Origin of the sequence: Trinickia sp. (genome assembly GCF_035492435.1) — a bacterium.
Classification (GTDB): Bacteria; Pseudomonadota; Gammaproteobacteria; order Burkholderiales; family Burkholderiaceae; genus Trinickia.
The window spans coordinates 67038-80791 of record NZ_DATJJF010000094.1; the positions used below are offsets into that span (position 1 = coordinate 67038).

The 13754-nt window shown below is 64.5% G+C and carries 7 protein-coding genes; 5 read left to right on the plus strand and 2 right to left on the minus strand.

What is annotated here, in order from left to right; genetic code table 11:
- Positions 1–22: 22 nt before the first annotated feature.
- Entirely contained in the window at positions 23–2263 is a 2241-nt protein-coding gene (locus VL598_RS06990; RefSeq protein WP_325325970.1) for a xanthine dehydrogenase family protein molybdopterin-binding subunit, read from the plus strand.
- Between the two features lie 119 nt (positions 2264–2382).
- Here the strand turns inward: VL598_RS06990 and glnE are convergent, their stop codons facing one another.
- Positions 2383–5166 carry a bifunctional [glutamate--ammonia ligase]-adenylyl-L-tyrosine phosphorylase/[glutamate--ammonia-ligase] adenylyltransferase gene (gene glnE / locus VL598_RS06995; protein WP_325325971.1) on the minus strand — a complete coding sequence of 928 codons (2784 nt, stop codon included), beginning with the start codon at positions 5164–5166 and terminating at the stop codon, positions 2383–2385.
- 199 nt (positions 5167–5365) lie between these two features.
- On the opposite strand from glnE, the gene VL598_RS07000 reads away from it, so the two are divergent.
- The 3 genes from VL598_RS07000 to tldD all read left to right on the plus strand — a co-directional run bounded on the left by VL598_RS07000 (position 5366) and on the right by tldD (position 12169).
- On the plus strand, positions 5366–9592 hold the full coding sequence (locus tag VL598_RS07000; RefSeq protein WP_325325972.1) for a YhdP family protein: 4227 nt from the start codon (positions 5366–5368) through the stop codon (positions 9590–9592).
- A gap of 152 nt (positions 9593–9744) precedes the next feature.
- Positions 9745–10596 (plus strand): carbon-nitrogen hydrolase family protein, encoded by an 852-nt coding sequence (locus tag VL598_RS07005; protein ID WP_325325973.1) that lies wholly within the window; start codon positions 9745–9747, stop codon positions 10594–10596.
- Positions 10597–10702: 106 nt separating this feature from the next.
- A complete protein-coding gene (gene tldD / locus VL598_RS07010; protein WP_325325974.1) occupies positions 10703–12169 on the plus strand; it encodes a metalloprotease TldD in 1467 nt (488 codons plus the stop codon).
- Here the strand turns inward: tldD and VL598_RS07015 are convergent.
- Complete coding sequence (locus tag VL598_RS07015) at positions 12121–12567, minus strand: hypothetical protein (protein ID WP_325325975.1); 447 nt, start codon at positions 12565–12567, stop codon at positions 12121–12123. The two genes, tldD and VL598_RS07015, sit on opposite strands and share 49 nt — an antisense overlap.
- Here VL598_RS07015 and aroG point away from each other — a divergent pair.
- Positions 12566–13639, plus strand: coding sequence for a 3-deoxy-7-phosphoheptulonate synthase AroG (gene aroG / locus VL598_RS07020; protein WP_325325976.1), 1074 nt, complete (start codon positions 12566–12568; stop codon positions 13637–13639). The two genes, VL598_RS07015 and aroG, sit on opposite strands and share 2 nt — an antisense overlap.
- Positions 13640–13754 lie beyond the last annotated feature (115 nt).

A 13754-nucleotide genomic window follows, 5' to 3' on the forward strand; every position in this document is an offset into this window, starting at 1 on the left:
GCGGTCGTGACGCGGAGGAAATATGCAATCAGCTACGAAGAAAACACAACAGTTCATCGGCGGCGAATTCACCCGAATTGACGGGCCGTTCAAAGTCAGTGGCACAGCGAAGTACACCTCGGATTTCAACTTGCCCGGTCAGCTTTACGCCGTGCCGGTTTGCGCGACGGTCGCCAAGGGGCGCATCACGCGTTTGGATACCGCCGCCGCGTTGAAAATGCCCGGTGTCCGGGCAGTCTTCACGCGCGAGAACTTTGGAAAGTTCTATCGCGCCGGCTTTTCGATGGACGCGCGAATCGACGAAAAACGTCCACCGTTCGAAGACGACAACATTTACTACTACGGCCAATATATCGGGTTAGTGGTTGCCGATACGTTCGAAGAGGCAACTGCAGCGTCTCAAGCCGTGAATGTGACGTATACGTCGAGCCGACCGGACGTACGCACGGCCATGTCGGCTGAGGTGACGCCGTCGGTCGAAACCCAGCGCGGCGACGCGGCTGCCGCATTCGCGGCTTCGCCCGAGGCGTTGACGGTGGACCAGACCTACACGACGCCGATCGAAACGCACAACCCGATCGAATTGCATGCGACGTTGGCCGCATTCGATGGCATGAACTATACGTTGTACGAAACGTCGCAGGCGGTCATCAACCATCGCCACGTCATTGCGCTGATGCTCGGCGTGTCGGAAGACCGGGTGCGCGTCATTATGAAATACCTGGGCTCCGGGTTCGGCGGCAAGCTGTTTCCGTGGTCACACTCGTTGCTCGCCGCCGCTGCGGCCCGCAATCTCCGGCGCCCCATCAAGCTGGTACTCACCCGCGAGATGATGTTCCACAACGTCGGTCACCGTACCAACACGCAGCAGCGCATGCGCTTGTCGGCAACGGCCGAGGGGCGTCTGACGTCGCTCCAGCACGACTACGTGTACCAGACGTCCAGCCAGGAAACGCGCAAGGAAAACTGCAGCGAGACAACGGGCTATCTCTACAGCACCCCTAACCTGCGCTCGACTTCGGCGTATGCCCGCCGGGACATCGCGCCCAGTACTTCGATGCGTGGCCCCGGTGCCGTTCCTGGCTTGTTTGCCATCGAGTCGGCCGTCGACGAACTCGCCATCAAGCTGAACGTCGACCCCGTCCAATTGCGCTTGATCAATGAGCCCAAGATCGACGAAAGCCTGAACGTGCCGTTTTCTTCGCGGCATTTGAAGGAGTGCCTCACGATCGGTGCGGAGAAATTCGGCTGGGAGAAACGCACGAAAGCGGTTGGCTCCATGCGTCGCGACGGTCTGGTGATTGGCTGGGGTGTCGCAGCCGGCTCATGGGCCGCGCGGCGATTGGCGACAGAGGCAATCGTCGAATTGCACAGTAACGGGACCGCACGCGTATTGACGGCGACCCAGGACATTGGAACGGGTACGTACACGGTATTGGCGCAATTGGTGGCCGATGTGACCGGCATCGCACTCGACAAGATCTCGGTGGTGATCGGCGATACGCGCTTGCCGCCGGGGCCGATGTCCGGCGGCTCGATGGCTACCGCATCGTTGGTTCCGGCCGTGAGGCAGGCAGCACAGGCGGCGGTGCAGGAGCTATTGGCGATAGCGTCTCAGGCGGGTGCTTCGCCCTTTAACGGGCAAGCGATGGATGCGCTTGGCTTCGATAATGGGATGGTCTATCGAAAGAGCACGTCGCCCGGCGCGGGCGTGCCGTTCCAGCGGATCCTCGGACCGGCAGACATCAACATGGTGGTCGGAAGGGGGCGGTCCGGTGCGAGTCAGGACGATCCTGACGCCAAGCAGGTGTCGATTCACTCATACGGTGCCCATTTCGTCGAGGTCACGTGGCAGCCGGAGACAGCACGGTTGAGAGTCAGCCGCGTGGTTAGCGTGATCGATGGCGGTCAGATCATCAATGCGCGCACGGCTCAGAACCAGATCGAAGGTGCCGTTGTGATGGGCCTCGGTATGGCGCTGTTCGAGGAAACGCACTACGACAGCCGTTCCGGTGCACCGATCAACCGCAGTCTCGCGGACTATGTGATGACGACGCATGCCGATTCGCCAAAGATCGACGTGACGTTCCTCGACTATCCGGATTACGCGTTGAATCCGCTCGGCGCGCGCGGGGTTGGCGAGATTGGGATGGCCGGTGTTGCGCCTGCCATTACAAACGCCGTGTATCACGCGACGGGCGTGCGCGTACGCAATCTACCCGTTCGGCTTGAAGACCTTCTGACGTCTCAGGTGTCTGCTTAGTATCCCCGGCGACTTGTTGAAGAGAGCACGGCTGGGAGGTGTCCAGTCGTGCGCTTCGGCGCCGACGCCGAGTTCTTACTGCGGCCGAATTTCGGCCGCCTCCCCTTCGCCCCATCGCGTCAGCCGAAAATACGCCGCCACAGCGTCGTGACAACCTCGCGTTCTGCGGCGATGTTTTCGGGCAGCACGCGCGCCGTCTCCACACCGTCGAGCCGCAGTCGATGCTGCAGCTTGCGGAAAGTCCGATAGGCGCCGCCCACAGTCTCCGCCTCGTCCGCGCTCATGAGCCCGAAGCGCGACACCTCCCGCAACAACGCAATGTTGCCCGTATTGCGGATGAGCTCCGGATGCCGGGCCGCATGCAGCAAAACCCAATACTGAACGAGGAACTCGATGTCGACCATACCGCCGCGGTCGTGCTTGAGATCGAACAGCTGCGTGGGATTGCGATGCCCCGAGGCAGCGCGCTCGCGCATCGCCACGATCTCGGCGGCGAGCGTTGCCGCCTCGCGCTGCGTGGTCAGCACCTCATTGCGGATCGACTCGAACTGAGTGCCGATCGCGGCATCGCCTGCGCAAAAGCGTGCACGCGTCAGTGCCTGATGCTCCCAGACCCACGCCGTATTGGCGGCGTCGCCTTTGCGCAACTGGTAGCGGCGAAAGGCGTCGAGATCGGTGATGAGCAACCCCGACTCCCCGTTCGGCCGCAAACGCAGGTCGACATCGAAAAGCGTACCGGCGGCCGTCGCCGTCGTGAGCCAGGTGACGAGGCGCCGCGCGAACGTCGCATACACTTCGGCCGCCATCGGGTCGGGATCGTCGTAAAGGAAAATCAGATCGAGATCCGACGCGTAGCCGAGCTCCTTGCCGCCGAGTTTGCCGTACGCGATGATGGCAAAGCTCGGCCTATCCCGATGGCGCTTCGCCACTTGCTGCCAGACGGCTTCCATCGTCACCTCGAGCACCGAGTCGGCGAGCTCGGAGAGGCGGTCGCTCACCTGCTCGACCTTCAGCTTGCCGGCGAGGTCGAGCAGCAGGATACGGAACACCTCGGCGTGGTGCGCGTGCCGCAGCAGGTCCATCTGCTGTTCCACCCCATCCGCGGCCGCAAGCCGCGTGCGCAACGCCGTCTTGAACCCGGGCCAGTCGAACGGGGTAGCGATTGCATCGTCGTCAAGCAACTCGTCGAGCAGTTGCGGGTGACGCGTCAAGTAGCCGGCCGCCCAGCGCGACGCAGCCAGCACCCCCATCACGCGCTCGAGCGCCGCCGGGAACTCGTCGAGCAACGCCAGATAAGCGCTGCGCCGGCTTACCGCCTCGAGCAGATCGAACAGCCGGGCGAGCGTCGGAGCGCGCTTGGTCGGCGGCTCAAGCGTTGCTGCGGCATCGAGCGCGCGCCGCGCGATTGTGTCGAACCGCTCGCGGCTGCGTTCGGGCAAGCCCTGATAGCGCGTCGAGCGACGCACGGCGACCAGGCGTTCGACGACTTCACGCGCCTCCTCGCCGAAGCCGTGCCCGGTAAGCCGGGCGGCCAGCGAGGCGCTCGCCGTTTCGTCCTCCAGCTCGGGGCTCCAAACCTCGGCCGCCGAGCCGTCCTCCCGCGCCTTGTCGGCAAAGATTTCGTCGAACTGCGCCTGGACAAAATCGCGATGGGCATCGAGCCTGGCAGCAAGCGCGGCGTAGTCGACAAACCCGAGCGACGCGGCTAGCCGTGCACGCTCATCGGCATCGACGGGCACGGCATGCGTTTGCGCATCTTGCCGATATTGAAGGCGGTGCTCCAGCACGCGCAAAAAGCGGTAGGCTTCTCCGAGCTGGTCGCACAGGGAGGGCGCGATGAGGCCGCGCGTCGCCGCATGCCGCAGCACGCTAAGCGTCGGCCGGATGCGAAAGTCGGCGTCCTGACCGCCGCGAATCAGCTGGAACACTTGCGCGGAGAACTCGATCTCCCGGATGCCTCCGCGGCCGAGCTTGATGTCGTCGGCCTTCTCCGGGCGCATCGTAGCGCGCCGCCGCCCCTCCTCGCCGATCTGCCGATGCAGCGATCGAATCGCGCCGATCACGCCGAAATCGAGATAGCGCCGGTACACGAACGGCTTCACGAGCGCTTCGAGCTGATCGGCCAAGCGCACGGCCGCCGGGCTTTCACCCTCGGAGACGAGCCGGCCCTTGATCCAGGCATAGCGCTCCCATTCACGCCCCTGCACATAAAAATACTCTTCGAGCATGCCTAGGCTGCAAGCAAGCGGGCCTGCGTCGCCGTTGGGCCGCAAACGCATGTCGACGCGAAAGACATACCCGTCGGCGGTCGGCTCCGCGAGCGCGCCGATGAGCCTGCGCCCGAGACGTGCGAAGAACTCCTGCGTAGCAATCGGCGAACGGGTGCCGCCCGCCGTTTCGCCGTCGTCCTCGTACACGAAAATCAAGTCGATGTCGGACGAGACGTTGAGCTCGCGCCCACCCAGCTTGCCCATGCCGACCACGCCAAGCGTCAGCCGCTCGCCACCCGGGCCGCGCGGCTCGCCGAAAGCCGCTTCGAGCTCCGCCGAAAGCACCGCGAGTGCCTGCTGGATGGCGACTTCTGCAAGATCGGTCATCGCCGACGTCACTTCGGTCAGATCGGCGTGCCCGGCTAGATCGCGCTCCATGACCGTGCAAAACACTTCCGTGCGCAAATGCCGTAGCACACGGCGCAGTGACGTTTCGCCAAGCATGGCTGCGGGGGGCAGCCCGTCCGCCGCACGCGCTTCATTTGCAAGCACATCGAAGCGCGCACCTATGCCCTCGCGCGTGACGGGCACCTCAGCCCATTCGGCGATGCGTTCGGCCAGACCAGGCCGTGCGGCGATTGCGCGCGCGACATAAGAGGAGTAATCGGAACTCAGCAGGAGCGGTGCAGTCATGAACAGATCGTGTTCGGCATGATCGCCCGAAGGCGGGCAAAAATCGTCTCACCACGCGGGATGCGCGAGCACAGGTGCAAGCGCCGCGGAAATGTCGGCGGATCGCCGTCGAGGCCCCGCGCCTGTGATACATTCGTCGTCAAGACGCCAAACTACCACACCCGGCACTGCACACCGGTTCACGCCCTTTCTCCGCAGCATGTCCGACAGCAAGGAATCCGTCGAAGAAGCCGTTGCCGGACCCACGCGCCACGCCTCCCTACTGCTTCGCCGCACGTTCAGGATCGTGCTGGCGTTTGCCATTGGGGCGTACTTCGTGGCCGCGGCCGCGTTGCTCGGCTTGCGCTACGTGCTGCTGCCCCGCATCGACGAGTTCCGTCCCCGCATCGAAGCGGCCGTCTCGCAGACGATTCATGCCGACCTTCGCATCGCAAAGCTGGCACCGCATTGGTCGAGGCTCGAGCCAGGCATCGACGTGAGCGGTCTCACGATTCGTGACCGCGATGGCCAACTCGCGCTGTCCGTACCCCACGCAACCGCCACCGTGTCGTGGCGCTCGCTCGCGCTCGGCAAGCCCGTGCTGGCAAGCCTGATTGTCGATGAGCCGCAGGTACTCGCAACACGCGCGCCGGATGGCTCGCTGACAGTCGCCGGCGTGCCCGTGCCGACCGTGCACCGAGGCGGCGACGCGACATTTTCCGACTGGCTGCTCTCGCAGCAGGCGATCGTGCTGCGCGGGGCCACATTGCGCTGGCGCGACGGTTTGCGCCAAGCGCCCGAGCTGACGTTGCACAACATCCACGCCGCAATCTTCAATCGCGGCTTCGAGCACCGTGTCGCACTGCAAGCGCCTGCCGAGGGCACGTTGCTCAAAGGCCCGCTGGACTTTCGCGCGCGCTTCCGGCATACGTTGCTCGCCGAGCTGGGCAAGCCGGAAAACTGGAGCGGCGAGGCGTATGTCTCGACGGGCCCCGTCGATCTGTCGACGCTCGGCCGGTATGTCGCTGTGCCGATGAAGCTTTACGCAGGACGCATCGATAACGCGATCTGGGTCAACTTCTCCGACGGCTACATCCGCTCGGCGCACGGCGAGCTGGACGGAAACGATGTGTCGCTGCGCGTGCGTACAACGCAGCCGAGGCTCGACTTGAAGATCGCGCGCTTTGGCTGGGCTGCGCAGATCGAGCCGCAGCGCGACTATCGGATCACGCTCTCGAACCTGCTTGCCGAGATGGGCCAGCCGCCGCTCGCCGACGGCACGCCCGTGACGCGGACGCTGGCGTTCTCGACGCTTTCGGGCCGCTATCGGCCGCCGAGCGTTGAAAACGGACAGTTAATCAGTGTGTCGGGCGACCGTGTGGATCTCGGCGTACTGGCCGAGTTCAGCCGCGCGCTGCCCTTGCCCGAGGAATTCCTCGACGAGCTGGTGCGCTTTGACCCGCGCGGCCTCATGGCCGACTACACGATCGAAGTCGAGCGTGCGCGGCCCGAGACGGAGCCCGCAGCGCGCGAGCAGCGCGTCTTGGGTACGGCGCCCATCGTGCGCTACCGCTTCAAAGGCGACCTCGAGGGCATCAGCCTTGCCGCGCAGGAGCCGCCGCCGGGGCTTTCACGCCTGGGCCACCCGCGCGCCGGGCTGCCCGGCTTCGAAAACCTTTGGGGAACGGTCGACGCCAACGAGACGGGCGGTGCTGTAACGATCGATACCGCCAACGCGGCGCTCACGTTTCCCGGCGAGTTCGACGACCCGCGGCTGGCGTTCGACCGGCTCGCCGGACGCGCGCAATGGTCGGTCACGCCCGCACCCGGGCAGCCACACAAGGCATTTGCCGTCACCGTGCCCGAGCTTCATATCGAAAATGGCGATTTGGCCGGCAGCGTCGTCGCTCGGTACACGAACCCGGGCCATGGCCGCGGGACACTCGATTTGAATGCCACGTTACCGCGGGCGAAGGTGGCGACGCTGACGCGCTACTTTCCGACGAGCATCGACGAGCATCTGCGCCACTACCTGGGCTACGGCCTGCAGGGCGGTATCACGCGTAATGCCACCATCGAGGTCCATGGCGACCTGGAGACATTTCCCTACTCGCAAGATCCCCACGCGGGCGTTTTTCGCATCGTCGCGCCGTTTTCAGGTGGCAAGTACGATCCGTCGCCCTATCCGCCCAAGAAGCTCAGAAACGGCGAGCCGGATGTCTGGCCGCCACTCGTCGATATCGATGGGGTTTTCAAGCTCAAGGAAAACGTCCTGCGCTTCGACATCGACCGGGCGCGCTACAAGCGCGTCGCGCTTAAGCACGTCAGCGGGCACATCGCCGATCTCGGCAATCACGCATCGAGCCTCATCATTGCTGGCCAAGCACACGGCCCGCTGGCCGATCTGCTCGATTACGTGAACGAGAGCGCAGCAGGCAGCATGACCGATCACGTTACCGAAAAGCTCCGCGCGAGCGGGCCGGCGACGCTCGATCTCACGCTCACGGTGCCGCGCAGGCAGGGATCGCACACGGGCGTGGCAGGCACTGTAGGCTTCCAAGGCAACACGCTGGGCCACGCAGGGTGGCCGCCCATCGAAGACCTCACGGGGCGCCTCAACTTTACCGAGCACACCCTCGCGCTCGAAGACGCAGCGGGGCGCTGGCTCGGCGGCAAGGTACGTGCCGACGGTAAGCTCGCGGCCAATGGCAGTTATGCGCTCGGCGTTTCAGGCCAATTATCGGCGGCGCGTGCGCGTGAGCTCGATCAGAACAGCGTCGCCGGCAGACTGCTTGGACACCTGTCCGGCGAGGCGCCCTTCTCGCTCGACATTCGTGGAAACAAGAGCGGCGTGCCGCAGATCGCTGCCCGCTCCGACCTGACAGGTCTCGCGCTCGATTTGCCGGCCCCCCTCGGCAAATCGAGCGGCACGCCGATGCCCTTCTCGCTGACGGTTGAGCCGCTCAAAGGTGAGACCGCCGAGGGAGCGCTGGGAGCGCAGACAGCTCGTGCGAACCTGCAGTTCGGCCCCATTGCCGCCTCCTATCTGCTGCGCCGCGAGGTCGCAGGTCCTGATGCGGCGACGTCTGCGCCCCCCTTCCACGTGGTAAAGGGCGCAATCGCAGTGGACCAGGCGCCGCAGCTGCCAGCCGCAGGCGTCACCGCCACCGGTGCGCTGGAATCGTTCGACGTCGACGCGTGGCGAACCCTCGTGGCCGAGCTGCGCGACCCACTCGCCGCCCATGCGCCGGAGGTGAGCACCGGCGAGCACACCGAGACGGCCGGCACGCTCAGTCAATTCGTGCCGAGCAGCTACGGCCTGCACTTCGACACGCTCAAACTGCTCGAGCGCAACTGGACCCACGTCGGCATCGACGCACAACGCACAAACGGCGACTGGGAGGCGCACATCGCTGCCGACCAGTTGACGGGCAGCTTGTCGTGGCAGCCGGGCGCTGCGGGCAACGCGGGAGGACAGCTCACAGCCCGGTTCTCCAAAGCCGAGGTTCCAGTGACGGTCGGACATGCGCTGGTCGGCCAATTGTCCTCGCCCACGACGCGGCATATGCCGGCCATCGATCTCGCCATCGACGATTTCATCGTGCGCGGACGCAGCCTTGGCCGACTGGCCGTGGCCGCGCACAATGTCGACGAGAACGGTGTGCCAGTCTGGCAGGTCGACAAGTTCGAAGTCACCAACCCTGCCGCGCACCTCCTTGCGACGGCGAACTGGCGCACAGCGCCCCGTTTCGGAACGGACGTGCCAGCGGACACGCCACGGCGCACGGCGATCGACTTCAAGCTCGATATCTCGGACGCGGGCGCGGTGCTCGAACAGTTCGGCCTGCCGCGCACCGTGAAAGGCGGCGCTGGCTCCCTCAGCGGACGCATAGGCTGGCGCGGCGAGCCCACCGCGATTGACTACCCGACGCTGTGGGGCCATATGGCACTCGATCTGCGGCACGGGCAGTTCCTCAGGGTCGACCCCGGCGTCGCAAAGCTGCTCGGCGTGCTGAGCCTGCAAAGTCTCTCACGCGTCGTCACGCTGAACTTCAAGGATGTGATCGGCGAGGGCTTGCCGTTCGAACGGACGACGGGCACAGGGCAAATCAAGGACGGCGTCGGTCGCACCGACAACTTCCAGATCGTGACAGCGCCAGCGCGCGCCGATCTGTCTGGCACAGTCGATCTCGCGGCCGAAACCCAGGATATGCAGGTCGTCATTACGCCGACGATCAGTGCCGGCTCGGCCGTGATTGCCGCGACGATCGTCAATCCCCTGCTCGGCCTCGGCGCGTTCGTGGCGAACCTGGCCCTTTCTCAGTCGATCTCGCACGCGTTCGCGACGCAGTACGCGATCACTGGGTCGTGGTCGCGTCCGCGTATCGAGCGACTCTCAGCCGATCAGGGTAAGATGAGTGTTCCGACCGAGGGCACCGGCCACTGATACGAATGAAAGTCGGCCGGCCTGTGGCACCGCCGCGCCGGGCTCGTCCCTCCCGGCGGTCGTCACCGGTCCATCGGTCACATGGTTCATTTGCCGACCGGAGTGGGCGCTATGCCCGCTCCGGTCCATGCACAGCTCGCACACGGATATCCATGAGCGATCGACACATCACACCCGCGTCAGCAATGCCCTTTCGCGTGGCCGCACTGCAGATGGTGAGCGCGCCCTCACGCGAGCGCAACCTCGAGGATGCCGCGCGCCTCATCGCCGAGGCCGCGAGCGATGGCGCAGAACTCGTGCTGTTGCCCGAGTATTTCTGCTTCATGGGGTTCAAAGAGACCGACAAGCTCAGCGTGCGCGAGCCGTATGGCGACGGCCCGATCCAGCGCTTTTTGGCCGATGCGGCGCGACGCCACGGCGTGTGGTTGATCGGCGGCACCCTGCCGCTCGCCGTCGACGGCCCCTCGCCCGACCCCGAGCGCGTCCTCAACACGACGCTTGTCTTCGACCCGCAAGGTCAAGAGGCGGCAAGGTACGACAAGATTCACCTCTTCAACTTCGAGAAAGGCAGCGAATCGTTCGACGAAGCGCGCACGATCCGGCCCGGTGGCGACGTGCGCACGTTCGAGGCACCTTTCGGACGCGTGGGCCTGTCGGTCTGCTACGATCTTCGCTTTCCCGAGCTGTACCGACGCATGGGCGATGTTGCGCTGATCGTCGTGCCGTCGGCCTTCACATACACGACGGGGCGTGCGCATTGGGAGATGCTCCTGCGCGCCCGCGCCGTCGAAAACCAGTGCTACGTGCTCGCCGCAGCGCAAGGCGGCACGCATGAAAACGGCCGTCGCACCTGGGGACACAGCATGCTGATCGACCCCTGGGGCGAGATCGTGGCGCAACGCACGGCTGACGGCTCGGGTGTCGTCACAGGCGACATCGACCGCAAGCGCATCGAAGAAGTGCGCCGTAGCCTGCCAGCGTGGCGGCATCGCGTGCTGTCTTGAGGAGCTCGTCGGCTATCGCTCATGCCCACACGACCCATTCCATGAAAACGTCGAAGGCGTACGTCGCTTTTCACTCACCGCATTCAGTTTCTACCGATCGATCCGCATGAACATCATCGAACCCGGCATCCGCAATCTCGTCACGGCAAAAGACGCACTGCTCACCCCCTACGGCCTTGACGAAGCGCTACTTGCCCGCACGCTCGCCGACATCTTCACGCACCGCGTCGACTACGCGGACCTGTACTTCCAGGCAACGCGCAGCGAAGCGTGGAGCCTCGAGGAAGGCATCGTCAAATCAGGCAGCTTCAGCATCGACCAAGGTGTCGGGGTGCGCGCCGTCGCGGGTGACCGGACGGCGTTTGCCTACTCCGACGATCTTTCCCCCGAGGCGCTGCGCCAGGCGGCGGAGGCCACGCGCTCGATCGCCAAGGCGGGCGGCGGCAAGCAAAAGATCAAAGTGGCGAGCGTGCTCAAGGGCGTGGGCGGACGCGATCTTTATCTGCCGGCTGACCCGCTCGCTTCGCTCGACGCAACAGCGAAAGTGAAGCTGCTCGAGCGGGTCGAGCAAATGGCGCGCGGCCGCGATCCGCGCATCACGCAGGTCATGGCGGGCTTGGCCGGCGAGTACGACATCGTGCTCGTCGCGCGCAGCGACGGTGCGCTTGCCGCCGATGTACGGCCGCTCGTGCGCGTCTCGGTGACGGTCATCGCCGAGCAAAACGGGCGGCGCGAGATCGGCTCGGGCGGCGGCGGCGGCCGCTTCGACTATGGCTACTTCACCGACGAAGTGCTCGCGCGCTATGTCGACGACGCCGTGAAAGCGGCGCTCGTCAACCTCGATTCGCGGCCCGCGCCGGCCGGTACGATGACGGTCGTGCTCGGGCCGGGCTGGCCCGGCGTGTTGCTGCACGAAGCCATCGGCCACGGCCTCGAAGGCGATTTCAACCGCAAGGGATCCTCGGCATTCGCCGGACGCATCGGCGAGCGCGTCGCGGCCAAGGGCGTGACGGTCGTTGACGACGGCACGTTGCCGAACCGGCGCGGCTCGCTCAACATCGACGACGAAGGCAATCCGACGCAATGCACGACGCTGATCGAGGACGGCGTGCTGAAGGGATACCTGCAGGATTCGCTCAACGCGCGCCTCATGAAGATGCCGGTGACGGGCAATGCCCGCCGCGAATCGTATGCCGCGCTGCCGATGCCCCGCATGACGAACACCTACATGCTCAACGGTGACAAGGATCCGGCCGAGATCATCGCCTCGGTGAAGAACGGCCTTTATGCGGTCAATTTCGGCGGTGGGCAGGTCGACATCCCGAACGGCAAGTTCGTGTTCTCGGCCTCCGAGGCCTACATGATCGAAAACGGCAAGGTGACCTACCCCGTCAAGGGCGCGACGCTCATCGGCAGCGGCCCCGAGTCGCTCAAATACGTGACGATGATCGGCAATGACATGTCACTCGATACGGGCGTCGGCGTCTGCGGCAAAGAGGGCCAGAGTGTGCCGGTCGGCGTCGGTCAACCGACGCTGAGGATCGAAAAGATGACGGTGGGCGGCACGGTGTAACGCTGGGCCGCACGCGCGGAGGCGCCCGAAATCTGCACGAGGGACGAGGGCGCGTCACGCAAGACATCCGCATCATTCGATGTTTTTGTGCGGCCATTTCGCATTTTTTGGATGGGCGACTTGTCAGTCGTGCCTGATCGAGGTATAAAGCGATATACCATTTCCTGATGCGAATCACCACTGCCATGTCCACGAAGTTTTATTTTTACTTCTTTTGGCATCTCAGTCCGCCGGCGGATCGAGAGGGGTGTTAGCGCGTTGAGCGAACCCGAATTCCGAAGAAACCGCCGGCAAAGCCCGGCGGTTTTTTTTCGCCTGCGGCTGTCGACAATGCCCTCAGTGGCCAACGCGGCCCATGCCACGAAGCCGTACTGAATCGATATGGAGAAACGCAGCATGCCCCCGCACAATACGGACGATGTCCGCATCCGCGAATTGAAAGAGCTGATTCCACCCGCCCATCTGATCCGCGAGTTTCCGTGCACGGAAGCGATGTCGGACCTTATCTTCAACGCACGCCAGTCGCTGCACCGGATTCTGCATGGCATGGAAGACCGGCTCATCGTCATCATCGGCCCCTGCTCGATCCACGATCCCAAGGCGGCGCTCGAGTATGCGGGCCGGCTCGTCGAGCAGCGAAAGCGCTTCGCGGGCGAGCTCGAGATCGTGATGCGGGTCTACTTCGAAAAACCGCGGACGACCGTCGGCTGGAAGGGACTCATCAACGATCCTCATCTCGACAACAGCTTCAAGATCAACGACGGCCTGCGCGCGGCGCGCGAACTGCTCGTCGGCATCAACGAGCTCGGTCTGCCGGCCGGCACTGAGTTCCTCGACATGATCAGCCCGCAGTACATCGCCGATCTCGTCTCGTGGGGCGCCATCGGCGCGCGGACAACCGAATCGCAAGTGCACCGCGAGCTCGCGTCAGGCTTGTCGTGCCCGGTGGGCTTCAAGAACGGGACGGACGGCAACGTCAAGATCGCCGTCGATGCCATCAAGGCCGCGTCGCAGCCGCATCATTTCCTTTCGGTGACCAAGGGCGGACATTCGGCGATCGTCTCAACCGCCGGCAACGAAGACTGCCACGTGATTCTGCGCGGCGGTACGCAGCCGAACTACGATGCCGAAAGCGTCAATGCGGCGTGTTCCGCCGTGGGCAAGGCAGGACTCGCCGCGCGGCTCATGATCGACGCGAGCCATGCGAACAGCTCCAAGAAGCATGAGAACCAGATTCCGGTGTGTGCCGATATCGGGCGGCAAATCGCCGGCGGCGACGAGCGCATCGTGGGCGTCATGGTGGAGTCGCATCTGAACGCGGGACGCCAGGACTTGCAGGAAGGCTGCGCGCTGAACTACGGGCAAAGCATTACCGACGCCTGCATCGGCTGGGATGACAGTATTGGCCTGCTTGAGGGTCTCGCGCAAAGCGTGAAACAGCGTCGTGTCGCGCGGGGTAGTGGCAATTAACAGGTAGCGCATCGAACTGGAGTTGGCCCGGCGCTGGCGTATTGATGGCTATTCCGGGCCTTTCTTGTTGTTGCGGTACTGCTTTGCGATTTCGCGGGCGGGTGCAGTTTGTCCC

What these genes read in the sequence shown, in the direction of transcription:
- VL598_RS06990 (WP_325325970.1), top strand. Translation starts at nt 23, where the DNA reads ATGCAATCAGCTACGAAGAAAACACAACAGTTCATCGGCGGCGAATTC.
- glnE (WP_325325971.1), bottom strand. Translation starts at nt 5,166, where the DNA reads ATGACTGCACCGCTCCTGCTGAGTTCCGATTACTCCTCTTATGTCGCG.
- VL598_RS07000 (WP_325325972.1), top strand. Translation starts at nt 5,366, where the DNA reads ATGTCCGACAGCAAGGAATCCGTCGAAGAAGCCGTTGCCGGACCCACG.
- VL598_RS07005 (WP_325325973.1), top strand. Translation starts at nt 9,745, where the DNA reads ATGAGCGATCGACACATCACACCCGCGTCAGCAATGCCCTTTCGCGTG.
- tldD (WP_325325974.1), top strand. Translation starts at nt 10,703, where the DNA reads ATGAACATCATCGAACCCGGCATCCGCAATCTCGTCACGGCAAAAGAC.
- aroG (WP_325325976.1), top strand. Translation starts at nt 12,566, where the DNA reads ATGCCCCCGCACAATACGGACGATGTCCGCATCCGCGAATTGAAAGAG.
- VL598_RS07015 (WP_325325975.1), bottom strand. Translation starts at nt 12,567, where the DNA reads ATGCTGCGTTTCTCCATATCGATTCAGTACGGCTTCGTGGCATGGGCC.